The sequence below is a fragment of the Micromonospora sp. NPDC057141 genome (assembly GCF_042670805.1).
In the GTDB taxonomy this organism is placed as follows: domain Bacteria; phylum Actinomycetota; class Actinomycetes; order Mycobacteriales; family Micromonosporaceae; genus Micromonospora.
Map to the genome: position 1 here is coordinate 13,549 of NZ_JBHUVA010000058.1, position 21,525 is coordinate 35,073.

Annotated in this window: 17 protein-coding genes, 2 tRNA genes and 1 pseudogene; 9 read left to right on the plus strand and 11 right to left on the minus strand. The window is 74.1% G+C overall.

The window, feature by feature from the left end:
- The first annotated feature begins 3 nt into the window (after positions 1-3).
- The gene (locus ACFT41_RS23725; protein WP_377588135.1) at positions 4-1,167 is read left to right on the plus strand and encodes an asparagine synthase-related protein; all 1,164 of its coding nucleotides are present in this window, start codon (positions 4-6) and stop codon (positions 1,165-1,167) included.
- Positions 1,164-1,448: a PqqD family protein gene (locus ACFT41_RS23730; protein ID WP_377588136.1), complete on the plus strand. Its 285-nt coding sequence runs from the start codon at positions 1,164-1,166 to the stop codon at positions 1,446-1,448. The genes ACFT41_RS23725 and ACFT41_RS23730 overlap by 4 nt, the downstream gene beginning before the upstream one ends.
- Here ACFT41_RS23730 and ACFT41_RS23735 read toward each other — a convergent pair.
- The 4 genes from ACFT41_RS23735 to ACFT41_RS23750 form a co-directional block, all read right to left on the minus strand.
- A complete protein-coding gene (locus ACFT41_RS23735; RefSeq protein ID WP_377613991.1) occupies positions 1,424-1,981 on the minus strand; it encodes a lasso peptide biosynthesis B2 protein in 558 nt (185 codons plus the stop codon). The genes ACFT41_RS23730 and ACFT41_RS23735 overlap by 25 nt on opposite strands.
- Positions 1,974-2,903 carry a nucleotidyltransferase family protein gene (locus tag ACFT41_RS23740; RefSeq protein ID WP_377588138.1) on the minus strand — a complete coding sequence of 310 codons (930 nt, stop codon included), beginning with the start codon at positions 2,901-2,903 and terminating at the stop codon, positions 1,974-1,976. Before ACFT41_RS23740 ends, ACFT41_RS23735 begins: the two co-directional genes overlap by 8 nt.
- Positions 2,900-3,745, minus strand: a complete 846-nt coding sequence (locus tag ACFT41_RS23745; protein ID WP_377588139.1) for a hypothetical protein — start codon at positions 3,743-3,745, stop codon at positions 2,900-2,902. Before ACFT41_RS23745 ends, ACFT41_RS23740 begins: the two co-directional genes overlap by 4 nt.
- 104 nt (positions 3,746-3,849) lie before the next feature.
- Entirely contained in the window at positions 3,850-6,525 is a 2,676-nt protein-coding gene (locus ACFT41_RS23750; RefSeq protein ID WP_377588140.1) for a fibronectin type III domain-containing protein, read from the minus strand.
- A gap of 351 nt (positions 6,526-6,876) precedes the next feature.
- Here ACFT41_RS23750 and ACFT41_RS23755 point away from each other — a divergent pair.
- Both ACFT41_RS23755 and ACFT41_RS23760 read left to right on the plus strand, forming a co-directional pair.
- A tRNA-Gly gene (locus tag ACFT41_RS23755) sits at positions 6,877-6,949 on the plus strand.
- 69 nt (positions 6,950-7,018) lie between these two features.
- Positions 7,019-7,090 (plus strand) — tRNA-Val (locus ACFT41_RS23760).
- Between the two features lie 82 nt (positions 7,091-7,172).
- Here ACFT41_RS23760 and ACFT41_RS23765 read toward each other — a convergent pair.
- From ACFT41_RS23765 to ACFT41_RS23775, 3 genes are all read right to left on the minus strand, one after another.
- Positions 7,173-8,600, minus strand: a complete 1,428-nt coding sequence (locus tag ACFT41_RS23765) for a phytoene desaturase family protein (RefSeq protein ID WP_377613992.1) — start codon at positions 8,598-8,600, stop codon at positions 7,173-7,175.
- Positions 8,597-10,333, minus strand: coding sequence for a DUF3556 domain-containing protein (locus ACFT41_RS23770; protein ID WP_377588142.1), 1,737 nt, complete (start codon positions 10,331-10,333; stop codon positions 8,597-8,599). The genes ACFT41_RS23765 and ACFT41_RS23770 overlap by 4 nt, the downstream gene beginning before the upstream one ends.
- 75 nt (positions 10,334-10,408) lie before the next feature.
- On the minus strand, positions 10,409-11,887 hold the full coding sequence (locus ACFT41_RS23775) for a class I adenylate-forming enzyme family protein (RefSeq protein ID WP_377588143.1): 1,479 nt from the start codon (positions 11,885-11,887) through the stop codon (positions 10,409-10,411).
- A gap of 140 nt (positions 11,888-12,027) precedes the next feature.
- Here ACFT41_RS23775 and ACFT41_RS23780 point away from each other — a divergent pair, with 140 nt between their 5' ends.
- The 3 genes from ACFT41_RS23780 (at position 12,028) to ACFT41_RS23790 (ending at position 15,838) form a co-directional block, all read left to right on the plus strand.
- Positions 12,028-13,281: a PucR family transcriptional regulator gene (locus tag ACFT41_RS23780; protein ID WP_377588144.1), complete on the plus strand. Its 1,254-nt coding sequence runs from the start codon at positions 12,028-12,030 to the stop codon at positions 13,279-13,281.
- 69 nt (positions 13,282-13,350) lie between these two features.
- Complete coding sequence (recQ, locus tag ACFT41_RS23785) at positions 13,351-15,189, plus strand: DNA helicase RecQ (RefSeq protein WP_377588145.1); 1,839 nt, start codon at positions 13,351-13,353, stop codon at positions 15,187-15,189.
- Between the two features lie 151 nt (positions 15,190-15,340).
- Positions 15,341-15,838: a DinB family protein gene (locus ACFT41_RS23790; RefSeq protein ID WP_377588146.1), complete on the plus strand. Its 498-nt coding sequence runs from the start codon at positions 15,341-15,343 to the stop codon at positions 15,836-15,838.
- Between the two features lie 250 nt (positions 15,839-16,088).
- Here ACFT41_RS23790 and ACFT41_RS23795 read toward each other — a convergent pair.
- A pseudogene (locus tag ACFT41_RS23795) lies at positions 16,089-16,277 on the minus strand (DUF397 domain-containing protein); the annotation flags it as partial.
- A gap of 28 nt (positions 16,278-16,305) precedes the next feature.
- On the opposite strand from ACFT41_RS23795, the gene ACFT41_RS23800 reads away from it, so the two are divergent.
- Entirely contained in the window at positions 16,306-16,446 is a 141-nt protein-coding gene (locus ACFT41_RS23800; protein WP_377588147.1) for a hypothetical protein, read from the plus strand.
- Between the two features lie 268 nt (positions 16,447-16,714).
- Here ACFT41_RS23800 and ACFT41_RS23805 read toward each other — a convergent pair whose 3' ends face one another.
- Complete coding sequence (locus ACFT41_RS23805) at positions 16,715-17,689, minus strand: Acg family FMN-binding oxidoreductase (protein WP_377588151.1); 975 nt, start codon at positions 17,687-17,689, stop codon at positions 16,715-16,717.
- A 183-nt stretch (positions 17,690-17,872) separates the two neighbouring features.
- Between ACFT41_RS23805 and ACFT41_RS23810 the strand changes: the two genes are divergently transcribed.
- On the plus strand, positions 17,873-18,511 hold the full coding sequence (locus tag ACFT41_RS23810) for a response regulator (protein ID WP_377588148.1): 639 nt from the start codon (positions 17,873-17,875) through the stop codon (positions 18,509-18,511).
- 46 nt (positions 18,512-18,557) lie between these two features.
- Here ACFT41_RS23810 and ACFT41_RS23815 read toward each other — a convergent pair whose 3' ends face one another.
- Together ACFT41_RS23815 and ACFT41_RS23820 are read right to left on the minus strand one after the other, a co-directional pair.
- Positions 18,558-20,231 (minus strand): GAF domain-containing protein, encoded by a 1,674-nt coding sequence (locus ACFT41_RS23815; protein WP_377588152.1) that lies wholly within the window; start codon positions 20,229-20,231, stop codon positions 18,558-18,560.
- Between the two features lie 112 nt (positions 20,232-20,343).
- The gene (locus tag ACFT41_RS23820) at positions 20,344-21,354 is read right to left on the minus strand and encodes an Acg family FMN-binding oxidoreductase (protein WP_377588149.1); all 1,011 of its coding nucleotides are present in this window, start codon (positions 21,352-21,354) and stop codon (positions 20,344-20,346) included.
- Positions 21,355-21,525: the final 171 nt, after the last annotated feature.

Below are 21,525 nucleotides of genomic sequence, written 5' to 3' on the forward strand. Positions count from 1 at the left end.
ACCATGCGTTGGCCCACCGCGTACGAACTGGCGACCGGCCTGGTGCAGGGAATGGACCCGGACGCGGTCCACCTTCCGCCCCCGACCCCCGACCCGGCGACGACCCCACTGGCCGCCCTGGAGGCGTCGGTGCTGCCCGCGCTGCGCCGCCCGCCCTGCGTGCTCAGCTTCTCCGGCGGGCTGGACTCCTCGCTGGTGCTCGCGGTCACCGCCCGGGTCGCCCGCCGGGAGGGGCTGCCCGACCCGGTGCCGGTCACCTGGCGGTTCCGTGGGGCCCCCCGGGCGGAGGAGTCGTCCTGGCAGGACGAGGTGATCGGGGCGCTGGGCCTGCGCGGGACCTGGCAGGTGCTGACCGCCGACGACGACCTGGACCTGGTGGGGCCGGTGGCGGGGCGGTTCCTGCACCGCTACGGCCTGCGGCATCCGCTGAACCTGCACCTGCACCTGCCGATCGTCGAGCTGGCGGCCGGCGGGTCGCTGCTCACCGGGGTCGGCGGGGACCAGATGCTCGCCGGGTGGCGCCGACCCGACCCGGCGTCGGTGCCGGCGTACCTGCGGGAGGCGGTCGGGCGGGCCCGCGCGCGGCTGCTGGGGGGCCAGCGGTCGGGCACCGAGGTCTTTCCCTGGCTGCGGCCGGAGGCTGCCCAGGAGATCCTGGGGACGCACCGTGCCGAGCAGCGCGCCGAACCGGACCGGTTGGCCGACCGGATCGCCTGGCACCTGCGCCGCCGGGACCTGCGGATGACCATGGCCAGCTTCGGTCTGGTCGCCGGCGACCACGACGTGACGGTCGGGCATCCGTTGCTCGATGCGAGGTTCGTCGCCGCGCTCGTGGGCTGGGCCGGCCGTCGGCGACGCCCGCCCCGGGCCGAACTGCTCGCCGGGATCGCCGCCGGTGAGCTGCCCGCCGTGGTGGTGGCCCCCCGGGCCAAGGCCCACTTCCTGGAGGTGTTCCTGCGCGCGCCGACGCGCGAGTTCGTGCGTGGCTGGGACGGCGGCGGCGTCGACACCGACGTGGTCGACCCGGGTCGCCTGCGGGCGGTGTGGGCCCGCTGGCCGGTGCCGGAGTGCACGTCCGGGCTCGTGCAGCACCTGTGGTTGAGGCAGCACCCGCCGGCGCCGACGGTGCGTCCGGCGCGCAGCGGCGGCGCGGAGGTGCTGTCGTGAGTGCTCAGCAACCCACCGTCGTATACCGGGTGGCGCCGCAGCGGGCGGCCTGGCGGCAGGCCGGCGAGGAGGTCGTGGTGCTGGACACCAGGGAGTCCGTCTACTTCGGTCTGGACCCGGCCGGCGCGCTGCTGTGGCGTCGGCTGGTCGACGGCGCCACGGCGGACGAGTTGACCGAGGCGCTGGTCGCCTCGGCCGAGGTGGACCGGGGCCGGGCCGCCGACGACGTGGCCCGGTTCCTGGCCGAGCTGGACGGCTACGGGCTGGTCGAGCGGGCCTGACCCGACCCGCCGGTGCGGGCCTGACCCGACCCGCCGGTGCAGGCCTGATCCGATCCGCCGGTGCTGGCCTGACCCGGGCCGAGGTGGGGCGGCTCGCCGGGTTCGTCCCCGCCGGGCAGCCAGCCGGTGGCCGGCGGCCGGCGCAGCAACTCGGTCAGCTCCGCCCGGTGCGGGTCGGGGTCCCCGTCGAGCCAGGCGTGGGCGTGGAAGCCGGTGCTGGGCGCGGTCACCCCGATGACCAGGGTGCGTGGGATCCGCCGGCCGGCGTCCCAGCGTTGCAGCACCAGGGACCGTTCCAGGCAGTTCGCGCCGGTGCGGCGCAGCGCCGCGAGCACCACGTCGCGGTCGGCGTCCACGCCGGGCGGCGGGGCGGGCGGGTGGACGGCGGCCAGGCCGCCGTGGGCGACCTGCCGCCGGACGCGACGGCGGGCCCGGATGGTCCAGGCCGCGACGCGCAGGCCGCGCGGGCCGTGCCGGCGCAGCAGCCGGAGCAGGGTGCGTAGGGCAGGTGCCGGGCGGGGGCGGTCAGTCATCGGCCGTCCGGCGGGCCAGGCGGGCGGCGCGGCGGAACTCGGGGATCGCCCGGGGTACCTCCCAGCCGGCCCGCGCGAAGCGGAGCAGGTACGCCAGGGCCAGCCCGCCTCGGCCCCGGCGGGCGACGGCCCGGTTGTGGCGCATCGCGGCGGGGGAGGGGGCCAGCCGCCGGGCCAGGTAGGCGAGCCGGTCGCGGGTGGCCGGCAGCTCGGCGGCCCGGGCGAGCTGGTACGCCGCTGTCGAGCCCCGCCCGTGCAGGATGTGGTGCAGCGCCGAGGTGGCCGTCGGCAGGGCCAGCCGCCGGGCCAGTTCGCCCCCGGCGGGTGCCAGCCGCAGCCCGAACGCGAAGGTCCGGGTCGCGCCGGTCGCCTCGGCGAGGTCGGCGGCGGCCCGCCAGGTGTCCGCGCCGAACACCCGCAGCGCCTGGTCCAGGTCCGCGCGGGGGCGCGGGGAGCCGCCGGGGTGCGCGGCGTGCAGCGCGACCAGCAGCGCCGCGGCGGCGGCGGACGGCACCGCGACCGTACGGCCCGCCAGCGGCATCGGTTCCGCGTCGGCCCACAGCGCCGTCCAGAAGGCGGGGGCGTCGCCCACGCCGTGGAAGCCCCGGTGCAGGTCGACGGCCAGCCCGACCGGGCCGGGGGCCCGCCACAGCCGTTCGTGCCAGTGCGCCCAGTCGTCGGGGTGGGCGCCGGGGACCTCCACCCGGTAGCCGAGGTCGCCGAGGGCCTCCTCGGCGGTGTCGAAGCGGGCCGGGGCGACCAGCAGGTCGACGTCGCCGTAGGAGCGGTCGACGCCGAGCCGGCGGGCCAGCCCCGCGCCCTTGAGCAGGATGTTGTCGACGCCCCGGTCGCGCAGGGCGGCGTGGGTGGCGGCGGCGGTCTCGTCGAGGGCCAGGCAGTACAGGGCGGCGGGCACGGTCATGGCGCGACCACCTCCCGCGCCCCGGTGGTGGCGAACTCCAGGAGCTGGCACACGTCGTCGAGGGCGGCCCAGTCCCGGGGGCGGGTGAGGTGCCAGGCCGGCAGGGCCGTGAGCATGAGCAGGGCGGCCGGGTCGGTGGGCAGTTCGCGCCAGGAGCGCCAGGCGGCGAGCCGGGCGAGCAGTTCGGTGGGGGGCACCGGGTCGAGCCGGAGGGCGTCGCCCCAGTGCAGGAAGAACCAGCCACCCAGGGGCATCCGGTGGGTCACGGGCGGCAGCGGCACCCGGACCCGGGTGCCGTCGCGGGCGCGGCGCAGGGGCAGGGCCGCGCCGGGCACCGGTTCGCGCAGGTCGATGCAGCGCGGCCCGGCGAAGGCGTCGCCGCCGTCGATGGCGAGGACGTCGTCGGCGAGCACCGGCACCGCGCGGGCAGCCAGGGCCGCGAGCAGGCTGCTCTTGCCGGCGGTACGGGGGCCGGCGACCGCCCAGCCCCGGCCGCCGCCGCAGAACCCGCCGGCGTGGAAGGTCTCCCGGCCGGCCCAGCGGTTGAACGCGCTGGCCACCGGGGCGAGGTAGGGGTGGGCGAGCAGGTCGGCGGTGAGGGGCGGGCCGTGGAAGGTGGCGGTGCGGCGGGTCCGGTCGACGGCGAGGTGCCGGCAGCCGTCGGCCAGTGGCCGGGCGCCGTACCGGTGGTTGAGGGCCACGGGTGCGGGTGGCGGGCCGTCGGGGACCTGCCGGATCCGGACCTCGGGCAGGTCGTCGCCGGGGTGGGCCGGGGGCAGCTCGGCCACTCCGTCGAGCCCGTGGACCCGCAGGCCGTAGGCGAACCGCCCGGACAGCCGCATGTCGTGTGCTCCGCTTCTCGTGTCGGTGGTCGGGTCGGGTCGGTGCGGGTGGCCGGGGGTACGGGCGGCACTGCGCCGCCCGTACCCCTGCGGCCGGTGGGCGGTCAGCGCAGCGTGCCGCTGCGGAAGCCCCCCTTGTGGAACGGCCCGGTCAGGGGCCCGGCTGGCTTGATCTTCGTCTTCGGGGAGCCGCTCACCTGCGCGGCGACCGGCGGCGGGGCGTTGACCAGGGCGTCGACGTCCCAGCCGACCCAGTAGTGCCCCGGGGTGTCCATGGTGAAGGTCAGGGCCAGGTAGAGCGACCTGCCCGGGGCGAGGCCGCCGAACGCGAGCGGCACCGTCAGTACGCTGAACAGGCCGCCGCCGGGCGGGTATGTCGACGGCGGGTCCAACTGCAGGTTGGTGACGGTGACGGTCTCCCCGCTGCTCAGAGTGATCTCGGTGCTCGGCGTGGTCGGGTTGATGATCCGCAGGTCGCCGTGCGGCGGTTCCGGGGTCGGGCCGCCGGGTTTCGGCGCGCCGTTGGCCTGGCTCAGCGCGGTGATCCGGATCCGGGCCTGGCTGACGGATGTCGTGCCCCGGTTGGTGATCGCGAACCGGAGCGTCAACCGGTTTCCGCTGATCACCCGGTTGGGTGCCGAGGAACTGGGCACGCCGGGGTCCAGCAGCGTGGACTGCACGATGTTGTTCTGCGCGAAGGCGCCCAGCGAGTTGCGCGGGGACGGGGCGCCGAGCGCGGACTGCACGCCGTTGATCGGGCCGAGGACGGTAGCCACCAGCCTGAAGTCGGTGGGGTTGTCGTTGGTGTTCTGCGGCAACCCGTTGACCCGCAGCCGGGCCCAGGCGTGGTGGACGAACGGCGGGCTGCTGAACGCTGGCAGCGGATTGCCCTCGAAGAAGCCCGGCGCCGAGCCGGCCCGGTCCGTCACGGTGCCCGGGACGTCGGGGGCGACCACCCGGAAGCCTCCTGCGGTGCCCAGGGACGGTACGACCAGGTCCGGCTGGATGTCGACCAGGGAGTAGCCGGTGGCGGCGATCAGGTAGCCGCGTCCCGGCGGCACCGGACGGGCGCTCTGCGGCACGGTGACAGTCGGCCCGCCCGGGGTCTCCACCCGGAAGCCGGCGATCGGCAGGTTGATCGACGTGGTGTTGAGCAGCGCGATGAACTGGTCGCCGGGGCCGTTGACCCCGGACTGGGCGAACTGGCTGATCAGGACCTGCCCCGGCACGGCCCGCACGTCGACGGTGACGGTGTTGGAGTTCTGCACCGCGTTGGTGTTCGTGGCGTCGTACTGGACCCGGAACGTGTTGAGGCCGAAGGCGGGCATCTGCACCTGGAACTCGGCGGCGTTGAACACCACCGGGAAGGTGCCGAGCGGCTCGTCGGTGCCGTTGGGCAGCACGTCGATCAGGGTGACCGTGCCCTCCGCCGCCCCCGGGCCGATCGTCACGTCGAACATGATCGGGGAGCCGAAGTCGGTGAGGGTCGTTTCGGCGGTGAGCGTGACGATGCTCTCCGGCTGGACCAGGATCCGGAAGTTCTGGGTGTCGCTGAGGCCGAACGCATCGGTGACCCGGATGGTCACCGGGAACGCCCCGGCCGTGGTGGGCGTGCCGGCGAGCAGTCCGACGGCCGGGTCGAGGGTCAGCCCGGGGGACAGCGGGCCCTCGGCCACGGACCAGCTGAACGGTGCGGTCCCGCCGAACACGGCGAGCTGTTCGGCGAAGACGGCGGAGACCTCGCCGAGCGGCAGGTCGGGGTTGCGCAGGCTGGGCGCCCGGTTGATCTGGAGCACGATGAGCCGGGAGCCGTAGTTGCCGACCGTGTCGAGCACCCGGACCACGAGGGGGTAGGCGCCGGCGGTGGTCGGGACGCCGGAGAGGGTGCCGTCGTTGGGGCGGATGGTCAGCCCCGGCGGGAGGCTGCCCGACTCGACGGACCAGACGAACGGCGGGACGCCGCGGGTGACGTCCAGGGCGGCGACGTAGGCGATGCCTACGGCGCCCGGCGGGGGAGTGGGGAACGCCAGGGTGGGCGAGACGTTGGTGACCACCGCCGGGGAGAGCGCGGACTCCGGGCCGATGCCCTCGGCCGTGCGCGCGGCCACGGTGAACCGGTAGGTGATCCCGGAGGTCAGGGCGGTGACGACGCCGGTGGTGGCCGGGCCGACGGTCTGACTGGCCTGCTTCACGCTCCCGATGTAGGGGGTGATCACCCAGTTGGTGAACGGGGAGCCGCCGTCGGAGCCCGGGGTCCAGCTCAGTGTGGCGGCGACGCTGTTGGCGTAGACGGCGATGATGGTCGGCGCGGACGGCAGGGCCAGCGGCCGGGCGGGGCGGGAGCGCGGGCTCGCCGGCCCGGTGCCGGCCGCGTTGCGCGCGGCGACGGTGAAGGTGTACGTGCCGCCGGCGCGCAGTCCGGTGACCTGGCGGCTGGTCTTCGCCGCGTCGAAGGTCCTCGCCTTCTGCGCCTTGCCGTCGCGGTAGGGGGTCACCACGTACCCGGTGAGTTTGCTGCCGTGGTCGGCGGGGGCCTTCCAGGTCACCACGGCCCGGCTGCCCTTGCGGGCGGCGGTGGGCTTCGCGGGTGCGGCCGGCCTGACCGGCTTCGCCGCCGGCTTGGCGATCGGCTTCACCGGGGTCGCTGGTTGCGTCACCGCGGCGGGCGCGGCCCGTTGCCGGACCGGGTCGCGGGCGGCGGCGGGTGCCGTCGCGGACAGCACCAGGGTGAGGGCGACCGCCGGGGCGGCCAGCCTGCGGAGGCGGTGCGACAGGGACATGGGTGCTCCTAGCTGAGCACCGGCCGAGGGCAAGCGCGCGACGGCTGGTGCCCGACGTCTGCGGATGCGGACCGGACGCGCGGAGGCGGCGGCCCCGGCCAGTGCTCACGTCGTTGTGGTGCTGGCCGGCGCCTGGTTCACGCGCGCCGCGACGAATCTTGTCCGAACACGACAAATGCTCGGATAAGATCGTTTTCTTGTCATATCTCTATAGCATCCCGAGATGGGCGGCTGTCCATATTGCCTGGCAGTCGGGTCCGGCTTTTGTCTGGCCGCGTCTTGCGGGGTGGTGCCGTTCGCGATCTTGCCGTCGGGTACAGTTCACCTGTCGCCGGCGAACGCCGGGGGCACGCGGACGTAGCGCAGCTGGTAGCGCATCACCTTGCCAAGGTGAGGGTCGCGGGTTCGAATCCCGTCGTCCGCTCGCGATCCGGCTCCGGTCCGGGGTCGACCGCAGCCGAGCCCGACACTCTCGCACCGGGCCGGCGAGCGCGGGCGATTGGCGCAGTGGGAGCGCGCTTCCTTGACACGGAAGAGGTCACTGGTTCAAACCCAGTATCGCCCACCCGAACGCACACACTTGCTCGATGCGGGCACACCGGCCGCCCGAGGCAGCCTGAGCGGCTGGCCGCCCCGGGCGGGCACGCTCAGCGGCGGCCGGCCCGCTGAAGGTATGCCAGCGCGTGCCGCGCGGCGTGCGCGCCGCACATGCCGTGGGCTCCCGGGCCGGGCGGGGTGGCCGCCGAGCACAGATAGACACCGGGGATGCCCGTCGCGTACGGGTCGCCGGCGGCCCGAGGACCAAACACGAGCTGACGGATGTCCTTGGCGCCGGTCATGATGTCCCCGCCCGCGAAGTTCGGGTTCCACCCGGCGAAGTCGGCCGGACCGGTCACCCGCATGCCGACGATCCGCTCGCGGAAGCCCGGCGCGAACCGTTCGATCTGGCCGATCAGGGCAGCCGTCGCGTCGCCGGCGTACCCGTGGGGGACGTGGGCGTACGCCCACACGGGGTGGGTGTCGCCCACCGAACGTCCCGGGTCGGCGAGGTACTGCTGCCCGACGAGGACGAACGGCCGCTCGGGCAGCCGCCCGCGGGCCACGTCGCGTTCGGCCGCGACGACCTCCGCCGACGTGCCGCCCACGTGGACGGTGCCGGCGCGGCGGGCCGCCTCGGCCGTCCACGGCACGCCGCCGGCGACGGCGAAGTCCACCTTGTACGCCCCCGGTCCGCGCCGGAACCCCCGGTAGGCGCGGGCGACCCGGGCCGGCAGCCGGTCGCCGAGGATGCCGGCGACCTGGCCGGGGTCGAGGTCGAACAGGGTCACGTCGGCCGGCGGCAGGTCGGCCGCGTGCCGGACGCGTACGCCGGTCTCGATCCGCCCGCCGTGCTGCGTGAGGCAGGCCGCGAGGGCCTGCGCGATGGCGCGGGAGCCGCCCTCGGCGACGGCCCAGCCGTGCCGGTGCCCGGCGGTGAGGATGCCCAGCCCGATCGCGGAACTCAACGGCCGGGTCAGCGGCGTGAACGCGTGCGCGGCGACGCCCGACCACAGCGCGCGGGCCGCCTCGGTGCGGAACAGTCGCGCCAGCCCGGCAGCCGGCGCGAGTGCCGGCACCCCGAACCGGCTGAGCAGCAGCGGGTGCCGGGGCAGCCGCAGCAGCGGGCCGAGGATGTCCTCGGCGAGCGTGTCGTACCGGGCGGCGGGCCCGGCGAACAGCCGCCGCCAGGTGGGGCCGTCGACCCCCAGCCCGTTGGCGGTCGCGTCGACGTCGGTGTGCAGGGCGGCGGCCGTGCCGCCGTCGAGCACGTGCGCGCAGTCGAGGTCGGGCTGGCGCCACCGCAGGCCGTACGACGACAGTCGCAGGCGGGCGAAGGCCGGCGACCCGACGGCCATCGGGTGGAACGCCGAGCAGTGGTCGTGCAGCAGGCCCGGCACGATCCCCTCCCAGCTGCGGGTTCCGCCGCCCACCTCGTCGGCGGCTTCGAGCAGGGTCACCTCGATGCCCTCGACGGCGAGCAGGGCGGCGGCGGCGAGCCCGTTGGGCCCGCCGCCGACCACGACGGCTGAGGTCACGTCCGCGCCCCGGCGCTCGCGCGGGACCAGGTCACCCGCATCGGGATCGGCCCGTTGGGCAGCCACGGCTGCTCGGCGACCGCGTCGGCGACCCGCCAGGTGCCGCGTTCGACGACGCCGGTCGCGACGTCGATCAGCTTGTACTCCTGGGTCTGCTTGTGGATCGGCTGGGACTCGACCCACGCGACGAGGAATTCGCCGGGGGCGAACCGGCAGCGCTTCTGGATCGCGTTGAGCAGGTCCTCGTCGTGCAGGTGCCCGTCGCCGAAGTTGAAGCCGATGATGGAGTTGCAGGCGAACTCGGCCTCCCGCACGGTCCACCGGTCGAGGTCCGGGATGTGCCGCAGCAGCAGGGAGAACAGCCCCCGGCCCTGGCTGTGCATGGTGCGCCAGGCGATGGTCTGCTGCATGGTGATCTCGGCGATCGGCTGCGGGTAGCCCATCGCCTGCAACTGGTCGACCTGGTTGCGGGCGGCCCGGGGAAGCTGGTCCAGTTTCGCCTCGGCACCGGGGGCGAAGGCCCACGTGGCCGACGCCCAGTTGCCGGCGTACTGGCGCATGGAGGGCAGGAACGAGACCAGGTCGGGCCGCAGGTTGCCCAGGACCGGGAAGAACAGCAGGCCGGCGCAGATCGCCAGCAGCAGCGCGACGGAGGACATGTCACCCACACCGTATCCCGACTGCGCCGGGTAGCCGGCGAACAGGAAGATCGTGGTGTACGCGAACTGCAGGTTCCACTCCTGCGGTACCGCGAGGGCGAAGGCGCCGATGATGAACAGGTGGAAGATCACCATCAGGCCCACGGCGAGCAGGGTGAGGGTCCGGTTGGTGGAGAACAGCAGCACCACGGGGGTGACCAGCTCGACGACGGTGCCGCCGACGTGCGCCATCAGCGTGGCGACCTTCGACGGCCGCAGGTCGTTCGGGAAGTCGCGGTAGTGGGCGCGCTTGATCGCCCGCAACGGGATCGACGGGCTGTTGGACAGCATCGGGCCGACCACGTTGGTGAAGTGCCGGCCGATCTTCGACACGCCCGCGCCCATCCAGACGACGACGATGAGCAGCTTCAGGGCCACGATCATGTCGACGAAGCCGAGGGTGCCGAAGAAGACGAGCGCGGGCCCGTACTGTTCGCCCCGGGCCGCCAGGAAGATCGTCTTGTCGCGTAGGCCGCAGAGTACGAGCAGCGCGACGGCGACCAGGCACAGCCTGGGGTCCACCAGGCCGGCGGCGTCGCCCGGCAGGGCCATGAGGGCGGCGAGCACGCCGAGCAGGCCGAGGTACAGGGCGACGTCGAGCACGGTGCGGGTGTCGCCGTTGGTGCCGGGCACCGCCTTCCACGGGCGCAGCCGGATCGTGCCGGGGCGGGCCCAGTACAGGATGCCGCCGGTCATCGGCTTGAACTTGCCGGCGAGGGGACCCCACGAGCCGGCGAGGCCGACGGCCTCCAGCAGCATGGTCCAGACGACGGCCTTCTGGTAGATGATCGGTTCCTGCCACCAGTCGCCGACGTGCCAGACCGGGCCGAGGTCGCTGGTCCAGGTCGCGATCGTGGCGCCGGCGACGAGCCAGAGCAGGGTCATCTTGACCAGGTAGATGGTGTGGATCATCTTCGGGGTGCCGAAGCCGTACTCGACCCAGTGCAGCGCGAGGGCCTTCGTGCGTTCCATGAGCGGCTTGTCGAGGAAGGTGGCGGGGTCGACGGGTGGGAAGTTGCCGGTCTTGAAGCCCATGTCACGTCCTTCGCGAGGGTGTGCGGTGCCGCTCCGCCGACCGTTGGGGCGGCGAGCGGGCGAGAGAGTGGGGGATCAGGCCGCCGGTTGCAGCGCCCTACGCAGGGCCGGCTTGTCGATCTTGCCGACGGGGTTCTTGGGCAGCGTCGCGATCAGGTCGATGCGGGTGGGGATCTTCATCCGGGCCAGGGACGCGGCGCAGTGGTCCCGCAGTTGTCCGACCGTGACGGTGGAGTCGGCCCGCAGCGCGACGAAGGCGACGGGCACCTCGCCGTAGATCGGGTCGGGGGCGCCCACCACGGCCGCCTCCAGCACGTCCGGGTGTGCGTAGAGCGCGTTCTCGATCTCCTTGGGGTAGATGTTCTCGCCACCCCGGATGATCATGTCCTTGATCCGGTCGACGAGGACCAGGTAGCCGTCGGCGTCGAAGCGGCCCACGTCGCCGGTGCGCAGCCAGCCGTCGACGATCGTGTGCGCGGTGTCCTGCGGGCGGTTCAGGTAGCCGCGCATGACGTTGGGGCCGCAGACGACGACCTCCCCGACGCCGTCGTGGCCGATCGTGCCGTCCGCATGCCGCAGCGCCACCTGCTGGCCGGGCAGGGGAAGCCCGACGGTGCCGGGCTTGCGGGTGCCGTGGACCGGGTTCAGCGTGGACGCGCAGGTGCCCTCGGACAGCCCGTACCCCTCCACGATCGGCACGCCGTACCGCCGCTCGAAGGCCCCGATCAGCTCGGCCGGCATCGGTGCGGCGCCGCAGACGACCCGCCGCAGCGACGAGGTGTCCGGTGCCTCGCCGGCCGGCAGGTTCGCGAGCATCGCGTAGATCGCCGGCACCGCCGAGAAGTACGTCGGGCGTACCCGCCGCACCTCGCCGAAGAACGTCTCCGCGCGGAACCGACTCGCGATCGTGGTCCGGCCGCCGGCCAGCAGCGGGGACAGCACACTGACCGTGATTCCGTTGACGTGGAACAACGGCAGTACGAGCAGGCTGTGGTCGTCCGCGCCGAGCCCCAGACCGTTGATGATCATGTGGCACATCGCCGCGACGTTGGCGTGGTCGAGCATGACGCCCTTGGGGCGGCCGGTGGTGCCGCTGGTGTAGATGACCAGCGCGAGGCTGTCCGGCCGGGCCATCGGCCGGGTCGTTCCCGCCGCCGGTGCGAGCGCGGGCGGTGTGGTGAGCGCGGGCGGTGTGGTGAGCGCGGCGACGTCCAGCGTGGCCCCGGGGGTGGCGGCGGGATCGGCGACGACGACCTTGGCGGCGCTGTCCGCGATCTGGTATGCGGCCTCGACCGGGGTGAGGGCCGGATTGACCGGCGTGACGCACGCGCCGAGGTGCCACGCGGCGAACAGCGTGATCACGAGTTCGACCCGGTTGGGCAGGACCACGGCGACCATGTCGCCCGGCCCGACGCCGTGCGCGGCGAGGGTGGCGGCCGCGGTGGTGACCGCGTCGTGGAAGCCGGCGTTGTCCAGCGACCGGGTGTCGTCCGCGACGCAGGGGCCGGACGGTTCGCGTGCCGCGCGCCGCGCGGGCAGATCCCAGATTTCCATCGCGTTGCTCCCGGGTTTCGTGAGTTACAGCGAGGATCCGTGTGTTGGTGTGATCTGCGCCATGGTTTCCTGCTACGAAGTCGGCGGGGGTGACTGTGCTGGCGGACCAAGTCCAGGACGCGGACGGACGAGTACGCTCAGTGACCGTGATCATCGAGGAGTTGGTCGCGGAGGCGGCGCGCCGCATCGAGGCCCGCCTGCCGTCGCTCGTGCCCGAGATGACCGACCACTTCATCGAGGCCATCCCGGAGTTCCGGCACGACGACGCGGTGCAGCGGCTGATGGTCGCCAGCACGACCGCCAACCTCGAGGCGATCGTCGCGCTGCTCGCGCACAAGATCCCCGAGGAGAGCATCACGGTGCCGCCGGCCGCCGCCGAGTACGCGCGCCGCTTCGCCCAGCACGGGCTGTCCCTGGAGGCGCTGCTGCGCGCGTACCGGATCGGGCACAACCGGTTCGTCCGCTGGGGCGTGGCCGCGCTCGCCGAGGTGGCCGCGCTCCCCGGGGCAGACACCGGCCCGGGCGAACTCGCCGTGGCCACCGACCGCCTCGTGCTGCGCACCGACGTGTACATCGACCGGGTCGCCGAGTCGCTGGTCGAGATCTACGAGTCCGAGCGGCGGCGCTGGGACGGCCGCACCGACGCCGCGCGCACGGCCCAACTGCGGATCGTGCTGGACAACGAGTCGCTGAGCACCCGCTCGGCGCAGGACCTCATCGGGGTGGCGCTGGGCGACTGGCACGTGGCCGCCGTCGGTTGGGTCGACGCCGACGCGGCCGACCCGGCCGCCTGCCTGGCCTCGGCGAGGCGGATGCTCGCCGAGTGCCTGGGGCCGTCGGTGGTGACCGTGGCGGTGGACGACGCGACGCTGTGGGCCTGGGCGACCTCGCGCAGGCGGGCGCCGGTCGACGTCGGCGCGTTGAGCGGCCGGCTGGTCCACGCCGCCGGGGTGCGGATCACCCTCGGCGCGCCCGCGCCCGGACTGGCCGGCTTCCGGCAGAGCCACCGGGAGGCGCTGCGCGCCCGCGCGGTGGTGCAGGCCGCGCCCCAGGCGCATCAGCAGATCGTCCGGTTCGACGACGTGGCCGTGGCGGCACTGCTCACCGACCACCCGACGGTGCTGCGGGTGTGGGTGCGGCGCGTGCTCGGAGACCTCGCCGAGGACAGCGAGGGCACGGCCCGGCTGCGGCAGACCGTACGTGCGCTGCTGGCCTGCGGGGGCAGTTACACGGCGGCGGCCGCGTTGCTGCACGTACACAAGAACACCGTCCACTACCGGGTGCAGCGCGCCGAGGAACTGCGCGGCCAGCCCATCTCCGAGGGACGCATCGACATGGAGGTGGCGCTGCTCGCGTGCGAGATGCTGGGCCCCCGGGTGCTGTCCGCGCGGTGATGGCACGGCCGGCCTGGCCGGGTAAGACCGGTTTCGACCGGTGTCGGTGGCGGCCCGTAGACTCCGCGGATGACCTCCCCCACCGACACGCTTGCCGAGACCCCGCTGGCGGTGCTCCGGCGGGTCTTCGGCTACGACGCCTTCCGGGGCGAGCAGCAGGAGATCATCGACCACGTGGTCGGCGGCGGCGACGCCCTGGTCCTGATGCCGACCGGCGGCGGCAAGTCGCTGTGCTACCAGATCCCCGCTCTGGTGCGCGACGGCGTCGCGGTGGTCGTCTCCCCGCTGATCGCCCTCATGCAGGACCAGGTGGACGCGCTCACCGCCGTCGGGGTGCGGGCCGGCTTCCTCAACTCCACCCTCGACCCCGACGCCCGCCGCCTCGTGGAGGCGCAGTTCGTCGCCGGCGAGTTGGACCTGCTCTACCTCGCCCCCGAGGCGCTGGGCAGCGGGGGCACGCTGCGGCTGCTGGAGCGCGGCCGGATCGCGCTGTTCGCCATCGACGAGGCGCACTGCGTGGCCCAGTGGGGCCACGACTTCCGCCCCGACTATCTCGCGCTGTCGATGCTGCACGAGCGCTGGCCCGCCGTGCCCCGCATCGCGCTCACCGCCACGGCCACCGCCGCCACGGCCACCGAGATCGCCACCCGGCTCAACCTCACCGACGCCCGGCACTTCGTGGCCAGCTTCGACCGGCCCAACATCCAGTACCGGATCGCGCCGAAGCGGGAGCCCCGCAGGCAGCTGCTCGACCTGATCCGCACCGAGCACCCCGGCGACGCCGGCATCGTCTACTGCCTCTCCCGCGCCTCCGTCGACAAGACCGCCGAGTTCCTCGTCGCCAACGGCGTCGCCGCGCTGCCCTACCACGCGGGGCTCGACGCGGCCACCCGCGCCACCCACCAGAAGCGGTTCCTGCGCGAAGACGGCCTGGTCATGGTCGCCACCATCGCCTTCGGCATGGGCATCGACAAGCCCGACGTGCGGTTCGTCGCCCACCTCGACCTGCCCCGCTCCGTGGAGGGCTACTACCAGGAGACCGGCCGCGCCGGCCGCGACGGTCAACCGTCGACGGCCTGGCTGGCGTACGGGTTGCAGGACGTGGTGCAGCAGCGCAAGATGATCGACTCCTCGGAGGGCGACGCGGCGCACCGGCGGGTGCTCGCCGCCCACCTCGACGCCATGCTCGCCCTCTGCGAGACCGTCGAGTGCCGCCGGGTGCGGCTGCTGAGCTACTTCGGCCAGGACGGCGGCGGGCCGTGCGGCAACTGCGACACCTGCCTGGAGCCGCCCGAGTCGTGGGACGGCACGATCGCCGCCCAGAAGCTGCTGTCGACGGTGCTGCGGCTGCACCGCGAACGCAACCAGAAGTTCGGCGCGGGCCAGTGCATCGACATCCTGCTCGGCCGGCGCACCGAGAAGGTCGTCCAGCACCGCCACGACACGCTCACCGTGTTCGGCATCGGCGAGGAGCTGAGCGAGGCCGAGTGGCGGGGCGTCGTGCGGCAGCTGCTCGCTCAGGGCCTGCTCGCCGTCGAGGGTGACTACGGCACCCTCGTGCTCACCGACGCCAGCGCCGAGGTGCTGGGCCGCCGCCGGCCGGTGCCGATGCGTCGTGAGACCGTCCGGCCACCGAAGACGCGGGCGGCGGCGAAGTCCCGCCCCGGTGCGGCGGCCGTCGTCGAGCTGCCCGCCGAGGCCGAGCCCGTGTTCGAGCGGCTGCGCGCCTGGCGGGCGGCCACCGCCAAGGAGCAGGGCGTCCCCGCGTACGTGGTGTTCCACGACGCGACGCTGCGCCAGATCGCCGCCGACCCGCCGTCGACGCTGGACGAGCTGGCCCGGGTCAACGGCGTCGGCGAGGCCAAGCTCGCCCGCTACGGCGAGCAACTCCTCGCCGCACTGGGGTAAGGAAGGGCACCTCGTTAACGCATTCTGTAGAGCAGGGGCCCCTTCTTAACGCCTCCGGCTGGGGGTTCTGCCGTCGGCAGATCCGCTGGCGGTGAACACCGTCGCGGCCGGGGCCCCGCCCGGGGCCGCGACGATCTGGAATGCTCTGCCCATGCCTGCCTACCCGTGCACCTTCGCCGACCAGGTCGTCGCACAGCCGGCCCGTGCCCAGTTCGAGGCGTTCATCGACGAGCATCGCAGCGCGCTCAATCGCTGCCTGGACGGGCTGACCGAGGAGCAGGCACGCCGGTCGTTGGTGGCCTCACGTACCACGCTGCTGGGCCTGGTGAAGCACGCGACCTTCGTCGAGAAGGTCTGGTTCGACGAGGCCGTCACGTGCCGGTCGCGCGTCGAGCTCGGCCTCCCTGCCGCCTCGGAAGACTCGTTCCTTCTCGACGACGACGACACGATCGCCAGCATCCAGCAGGCGCACCGCGAAGCCTGCGACGCGGCCCGCCGCGCGACGGCGTCCCTGGGCCTGGACGACATCCTGCAGGGCAACCGGCGGGGCCCGCTTCCGCTGCGGTGGGTGTATCTCCACGTGCTGCGCGAACTCGCCCAGCACTGCGGGCACGCCGACATCCTCCGGGAGCAGATCCTCAACGACTAGTGCGCGGAGGTCCGCGGAGCCTGTGACGGTGTGCGGGGGACGCGCAGCGCGCGCCCCGGCGGCGGCTGGGTCTCGCCTCCGCCGGCAGGGCGGGAATCGGAGATCTTGGACAGTTACCGTTACTGGAGTGACGGAACTGTCCAAGATTCACGGCATCGACCCTCGTGGCCGGTGGCTAGGTCGTCGCTTGCGCAGGAGCCGGAATGCGCAGCGCCCCCGGCACCCGGCCGGGGGCGCTGCCCGCGACGTGTCAGGCGACGGGGCCGATCGCCTTCGCCAGGCCGACGAAGCCCTGCCACTGGGTGGGGCTGAAGGCGAACGTGCCGCCGTCGCGGTCCCTCGTGTCACAAACGAGGGCGACACCGGGAAGGTTGTCGGCGACCTCCACGCAGCCGCCGTTGCCGCCGCTTCTCGTGTTCTTGCGCCAACGCGCACCGGTCGTGTCCGTCCCGTCACCCTACGGCGGGGTGTGTCGTCACCGCCTGGCCGGGGCACTTCTGCGCGGGCGTCGGGACGGGCCGGAGCCGCCGGAGATCGTCAAGAGGTTCCTGTGGTTCCTGCCGGTCGGCGACGCCGAGGCCCGCGCGATCGTCCTGCGGATTCGCTGATGGCCCGCCCGCACCTGCCGATGCGCCCCGCCTGGCTGTGCCGGTCCTGCGCCGCGCCCTGGCCGTGCCAGCCGGCCCGCCTCGCGCTGACGATCGAGCTCGAGGGGCATTCGGTCGCGCTGGCGTTCTGCCCGGCCTCGTCGATGTGCGAGGCGATGGACGACACCCTACGCCTGGGCGGCCTGCCTGACCCGGCGGCGCGGATCGTGCCTCTGACCCACCCGGAGAAGAACACGACAGCCCTTCCCCGCGCCCCGGCGCCCTCGTCTCACGCGTTGACTACCGGCAGGTCCAGCACCTCGTCGACGCTGCGGCGGGGGGTCGGCGAGCCCGGCTGGCCGTACCCGACGCGCATCACCATCTGCGGGGTGCCGAACCGGCCCAGGGACAGCCGCAGCGCCTCCCGTGCCCCCGGCACCTCGATCGGCTGGGACATCATCGACACGCCCAGCCCGGCGTCGGTGGCGGTGAGCAGCACCCGTTGCAGGGCCTGCCCGGCCACGACCTGGTCGGTGGTGGTGTTGCCGGCCGTGCCGAGCACCGCCACCAGGGGCTCCGGCTCGAAGTCCCGCCCCGGCGCCCGGCTGTGCCCACCGAAGCCCCGGCTGGGCAGCAGGTCCTGCGGCTCGCCCAGCGGGCCCCCGGCGGCGGCCGGTACCCCGTCCGGGGCGGGCGCGTTGCGCACCCACTCGGCCAGCTCGGCCCGGTAGGCGGGGTCGCGCTCCAGCACCCGGTTGGCGCTGCGGGCGACCTCGGCGAACGCGTTGACCGCGCTCACCCCGATCACCAGCTCCAGCCAGCCCTGCTCGGCGCGGGCCGCCTCGCCGAGCCGCCACCGGGCGTCGGCGGGCACCGGGTCGGGCCAGAACGGGGCCCGGTTGCTGAACCGGCGCGGGATGGCGCCGTACAGGACCTGCTCGGCCGGGGTGGGCCGGCGCGGCATGTCCGGGGTCAGCCGGGCCAGCACGTCGGGCTCCGCCGGGTACGGGCGTAGCCGCACCGTCGCCGGGGTGCCGGCCACGGCCAGCGACAGCCGCAGGTTGAACAGGGCCGCCCCGCAGGCGATCCGGGCGCCCCAGCCGCTCGGGTCGGTCGCCGGCAGCCGGCGCTCGCGGTCCAGCAGCAACTCGATGCCGCCGTCGCGCAGCCGGAACCGCCACGGCTGGCTGTTGTGCAGCGACGGGGCCCGCACGGCGTCGGCGGTGGCGGCCCTGAGCTGCTCGACGGTGAAACCGGTCTCCATCATGATCCTCCCGTGGCAGTCGTGCCGCCCCCGTCTGGTTCCCTTCCACGGTGCGTGACCAGGGCGGTCGCCGGGCAGGGCCGGACGTCCCGTCTGCCCCGGGACCCCCAGCCCATCGCCACGCGGGGGCGGTAGGGACCTTCGGCCCGTGCGGGCGCCCAGCCCGAGGGGTAGAAACGAGGGATGATCCGGGTGTTCCTGCTCGACGACCACGAGGTCGTCCGTCGTGGCCTTGCCGACCTGCTCACCAGCAGCGGCGACATTGAGGTGGTGGGGGAGTCGGGCTCCGCCCAGGAGGCGGCCCGCCGCATCCCCGCCCTGCGGCCCGACGTGGCGATCCTCGACGCCCGGCTGCCCGACGGCAACGGCATCGACGTGTGTCGGGACATCCGCGCCGTCGACTCGTCGATCAAGGGCCTGATCCTCACCTCGTACGAGGACGACGAGGCGCTGTTCGCGGCCATCATGGCCGGCGCGTCGGGCTACGTGCTCAAGCAGATCCGCGGCACCGACCTGGTCGACGCGGTGCGCCGGGTCGCCGCCGGCCAGTCCCTGCTCGACCCGGCGATCACCACCCGGGTGCTGGAGCGCATCCGCAGCGGCGTGGAGCAGCCCCGCGAGCTGAAGACCCTCACCGAGCAGGAGCGGCGCATCCTGGAGTACGTCGCCGAGGGGCTGACCAACCGGGAGATCGCCGGCAAGATGTTCCTCGCTGAGAAGACCGTGAAGAACTACGTCTCCAGCGTGCTGGCCAAGCTGGGCCTGGAACGGCGCACCCAGGCGGCCGTCCTGGCCACCCGCCTCCTCGGCAAGGCCCACTGACCGGCCGCCGAGCCAGTCGTGCCGCCGAGCCAGTCGTGCCGTCGGGTCAGTCGTCGCGCAGCGGGGCCGTCCAGCGCAGCTCGGTGCCGTGGGGGGTCGCCGGGCGTACCTCGAACTCGCCGCCGTGGCGCTCGGCGCGTTCGCGCAGGTTCACCAGGCCGCCCCGCGCGGCGGCCGGGTCACAGCCCCTGCCGTTGTCGGCGACCGTGACCGTGACCCAGCCACCCTCGACCCGCACCCCCACCGCGACCCGGCTGGCCTCGGCGTGGCGTACCGCGTTGGACAGCGCCTCGCGCAGCACGGCCGTGAGGTCGGGGCGGACCGGCTCGGGCACGGCGCTGTCGATCGGGCCGGTCAGCTCCAGCGACGGCCGGAAGCCCAGCGATCCGGCGGCCACGTCGACCGCCTCGCGGATCTCGGTGCGCAGCGCCGCGCTCATCGGGGTACGCAGCTCGAAGATCGTGCGGCGGATGTCCCGGATCGTGGCGTCGAGGTCGTCGACGGCCGCGTTGATCCGCTTGGCCACCTCGGGCCGGGCGTTCATCGCGCCGCTCTGCAACTGCAGGCCGGTGGCGAACAGCCGCTGGATCACCACGTCGTGCAGGTCCCGGGCGATGCGCTCGCGGTCCTCCAGGACCACCAGCAGCTCCCGCTCCTCCTGCCCCCGGGCCCGCTCCATGGCCAGCGCGGCCTGCCCGGCGAAGCTGCCGAGCAGGGCGACGTCGTCGTCGGTCGCGCCGCCCCGGTCCGGCTCGTAGGCGATCACCAGCACGCCGTGCAGCGTGTCGGCGGCGGCCAGCGGGGAGACCACCGCCGGCCCGGCGGTCACCGGCGTCGGCCAGGGAGCGGCCTCGGCCAGGTTCTCCACCAGCGTGTGCCGCCGCTCGGTGACCGACCCGGCGAAGCTGGTCTCGCCCGCCGGCAGCATCGCACCCACCAGCCCCTCGGCCGGCTCGTCGGCGCCGTCGACCACCTCGACGGTGAACTGGCCGGCGTCCTCGTCGTAGAGCAGCACCACGGCCAGCTCCGCCTCGGCGATCTCCCGGGCCCGCCGGGCCACCAGGGTCAGCGCGTCGGTGCGCCGCACCTCGCCCAGCAGCACCGAGGTGATCTCGGCGGTGGCGGCCAACCAGCGCTCCCGGCGGTGGGCCAGCGCATACAGCCGGGCGTTCTCGATCGCCACGCCGGCCGCGGCGGCCAACGCCACCACGATCTCCTCGTCGTCCTCGGTGAACTCGGCCGCGCCCTGCTTCTCGGCCAGGTAGAGGTTGCCGAAGACCTGGTCGCGGATGCGCACCGGCACCCCCAGGAAGCTGTGCATCGGCGGGTGGTGCGGCGGGAAGCCGAACGACCTCGGATGCTTGGTGATGTCGGGCATCCGCATGGCGCGGGGCTCGTCGATCAGCAGGCCGAGCACGCCCCGCCCGTGCGGCAGGTCGCCGATCTTCGCGTGCAGCGCCGGGTCGATGCCGTGAGTGATGAAGTCGTGCAGCAGCCGGTCGGGGCCGATCACCCCGAGCGCGCCGTACTTCGCGCCGACCAGCTCACACGCCGACTGCACGATCCGTTGCAGGGTGCTGTGCAGGTCCAGGTCGGTGCCGATGCCGACCACCGCGTCGAGCAGCGCCCGTAGCCGCTCCCGGCTGGTGACCACCTCGCCGACCCGGTCCAGCATCTCCTGGAGCAGCTCGTCGAGCCGGACCCGGGACAGCGGGCTCAGCCCCAGCGACGGGGTGACGGGCTCATTCCTCGGGTTCGGTGCGTTCACCCGGCGATGTTATCGCCCGGTGACCGAACCGGCACAGCCCCGATCACCCGTCCCGGCCGCTTGATCACGCGCCCTGGCCGCCCACGGCGGAGGTGTCGACGACCTGCTCCGTGGGGAGCCGGGGGGTGTGCGGCGGGCCCGCGTGCGCCGGGTCCGCGATCCCCATCCGCAGCACCAGGTACGGGTAACCGAGGCCGGCGAGCACCTGCCGCAGCGTCTGCCGGGTGCCCTCCACCTCGACGACGCCCGACAGCGGCACCATCGACACGCCCAGCCGGGTCGCCGTCAGCCACCCCGCCGACAGCGCCTCGCCGGCCCGCAGCCAGCTGTCCGGCTCGTCCTCGTCGCCGTAGAGCACCCCGTACGCCGCCGCCCGGTCGTGGCCCGGCCCGACCGGCAGGGTGCCCGGCCGGCCGAAGTCCCGGCCCGGCACGGTGGTCTGCTGCGACTGCTCGGGCAGCACCTCCGGCGGCAGGCCCGTGCCGGTGCCCACCCGGCTCGTCCAGTAGTCCAGCTCCTCGCGCAGCTGCGAATCCTCCGCCTCCACCGAGCCGGCGTGCGAGGCCGCGGCGGCCAGGTCCATCACCTGGTCGGAGTTGAGCACCTGAAGCTGTGCGCCCTCGGCGGCGACCGCAGCGGCGATGTCGCCGAGCGCGGCCGTCGGCACCGGCTCGTCGCTGACCGGGCGCCGGTCGGTGTGCCGCACCTGCATGCACTGCACCACGTGCATGGCGTCGGGGTCGGCCTCGACGCGCTTGAGGTCGGTGAGCCGCGCCAGCAGCTCCGCGTCGCCCGGGTCGGGCAGCCGCTCGACCACGAACGCCCAGCCCTCGGCGGCGAGGGCCACCCGGGCGTGGTGCAGCGCCGCGCCGCAGCTCAGCGCCAGCAGCCGGCCCTCCGGGTCGGTGGCGGCGAGCTGGCGGTCCCGCACCACGCGCAGCTCCAGCGCGTCGGGCAGCACCCGCCAGCGCCACGGCTGGGTGTTGTGCACCGAGGGCGCGTGGCCGGCCGTCGCGGCGGCCTCCGCGAGCGCGGTGGTCAGCGGGCGGTCCGTCGCCGGCGTCTCGTGGCTCATCGTCACGACCTTTCGTCTCAGCCCATCGTGCCCCACCGCACGGTGCCCCGGGCGGGGTTGCCGCTCCATCCTGCGGCACAGGCTCCCCGCCCGCACGGTACGCAGGTCCCGTACCGCCCGGGCAGTTCGCCTCCGCCGATCATGACAGGCCGAGGGGATGATTCGGTCGTT

Bases quoted from the DNA above. Each gene is read 5' to 3' on its own strand.
- ACFT41_RS23740 (WP_377588138.1), bottom strand. From the start codon at position 2,903: ATGACCGTGCCCGCCGCCCTGTACTGCCTGGCCCTCGACGAGACCGCC.
- ACFT41_RS23770 (WP_377588142.1), bottom strand. From the start codon at position 10,333: ATGGGCTTCAAGACCGGCAACTTCCCACCCGTCGACCCCGCCACCTTC.
- ACFT41_RS23790 (WP_377588146.1), top strand. From the start codon at position 15,341: ATGCCTGCCTACCCGTGCACCTTCGCCGACCAGGTCGTCGCACAGCCG.
- ACFT41_RS23820 (WP_377588149.1), bottom strand. From the start codon at position 21,354: ATGAGCCACGAGACGCCGGCGACGGACCGCCCGCTGACCACCGCGCTC.
- ACFT41_RS23735 (WP_377613991.1), bottom strand. From the start codon at position 1,981: ATGACTGACCGCCCCCGCCCGGCACCTGCCCTACGCACCCTGCTCCGG.
- ACFT41_RS23745 (WP_377588139.1), bottom strand. From the start codon at position 3,745: ATGCGGCTGTCCGGGCGGTTCGCCTACGGCCTGCGGGTCCACGGGCTC.
- recQ (WP_377588145.1), top strand. From the start codon at position 13,351: ATGACCTCCCCCACCGACACGCTTGCCGAGACCCCGCTGGCGGTGCTC.
- ACFT41_RS23805 (WP_377588151.1), bottom strand. From the start codon at position 17,689: ATGGAGACCGGTTTCACCGTCGAGCAGCTCAGGGCCGCCACCGCCGAC.
- ACFT41_RS23750 (WP_377588140.1), bottom strand. From the start codon at position 6,525: ATGTCCCTGTCGCACCGCCTCCGCAGGCTGGCCGCCCCGGCGGTCGCC.
- ACFT41_RS23810 (WP_377588148.1), top strand. From the start codon at position 17,873: ATGATCCGGGTGTTCCTGCTCGACGACCACGAGGTCGTCCGTCGTGGC.
- ACFT41_RS23775 (WP_377588143.1), bottom strand. From the start codon at position 11,887: ATGGAAATCTGGGATCTGCCCGCGCGGCGCGCGGCACGCGAACCGTCC.
- ACFT41_RS23725 (WP_377588135.1), top strand. From the start codon at position 4: ATGCGTTGGCCCACCGCGTACGAACTGGCGACCGGCCTGGTGCAGGGA.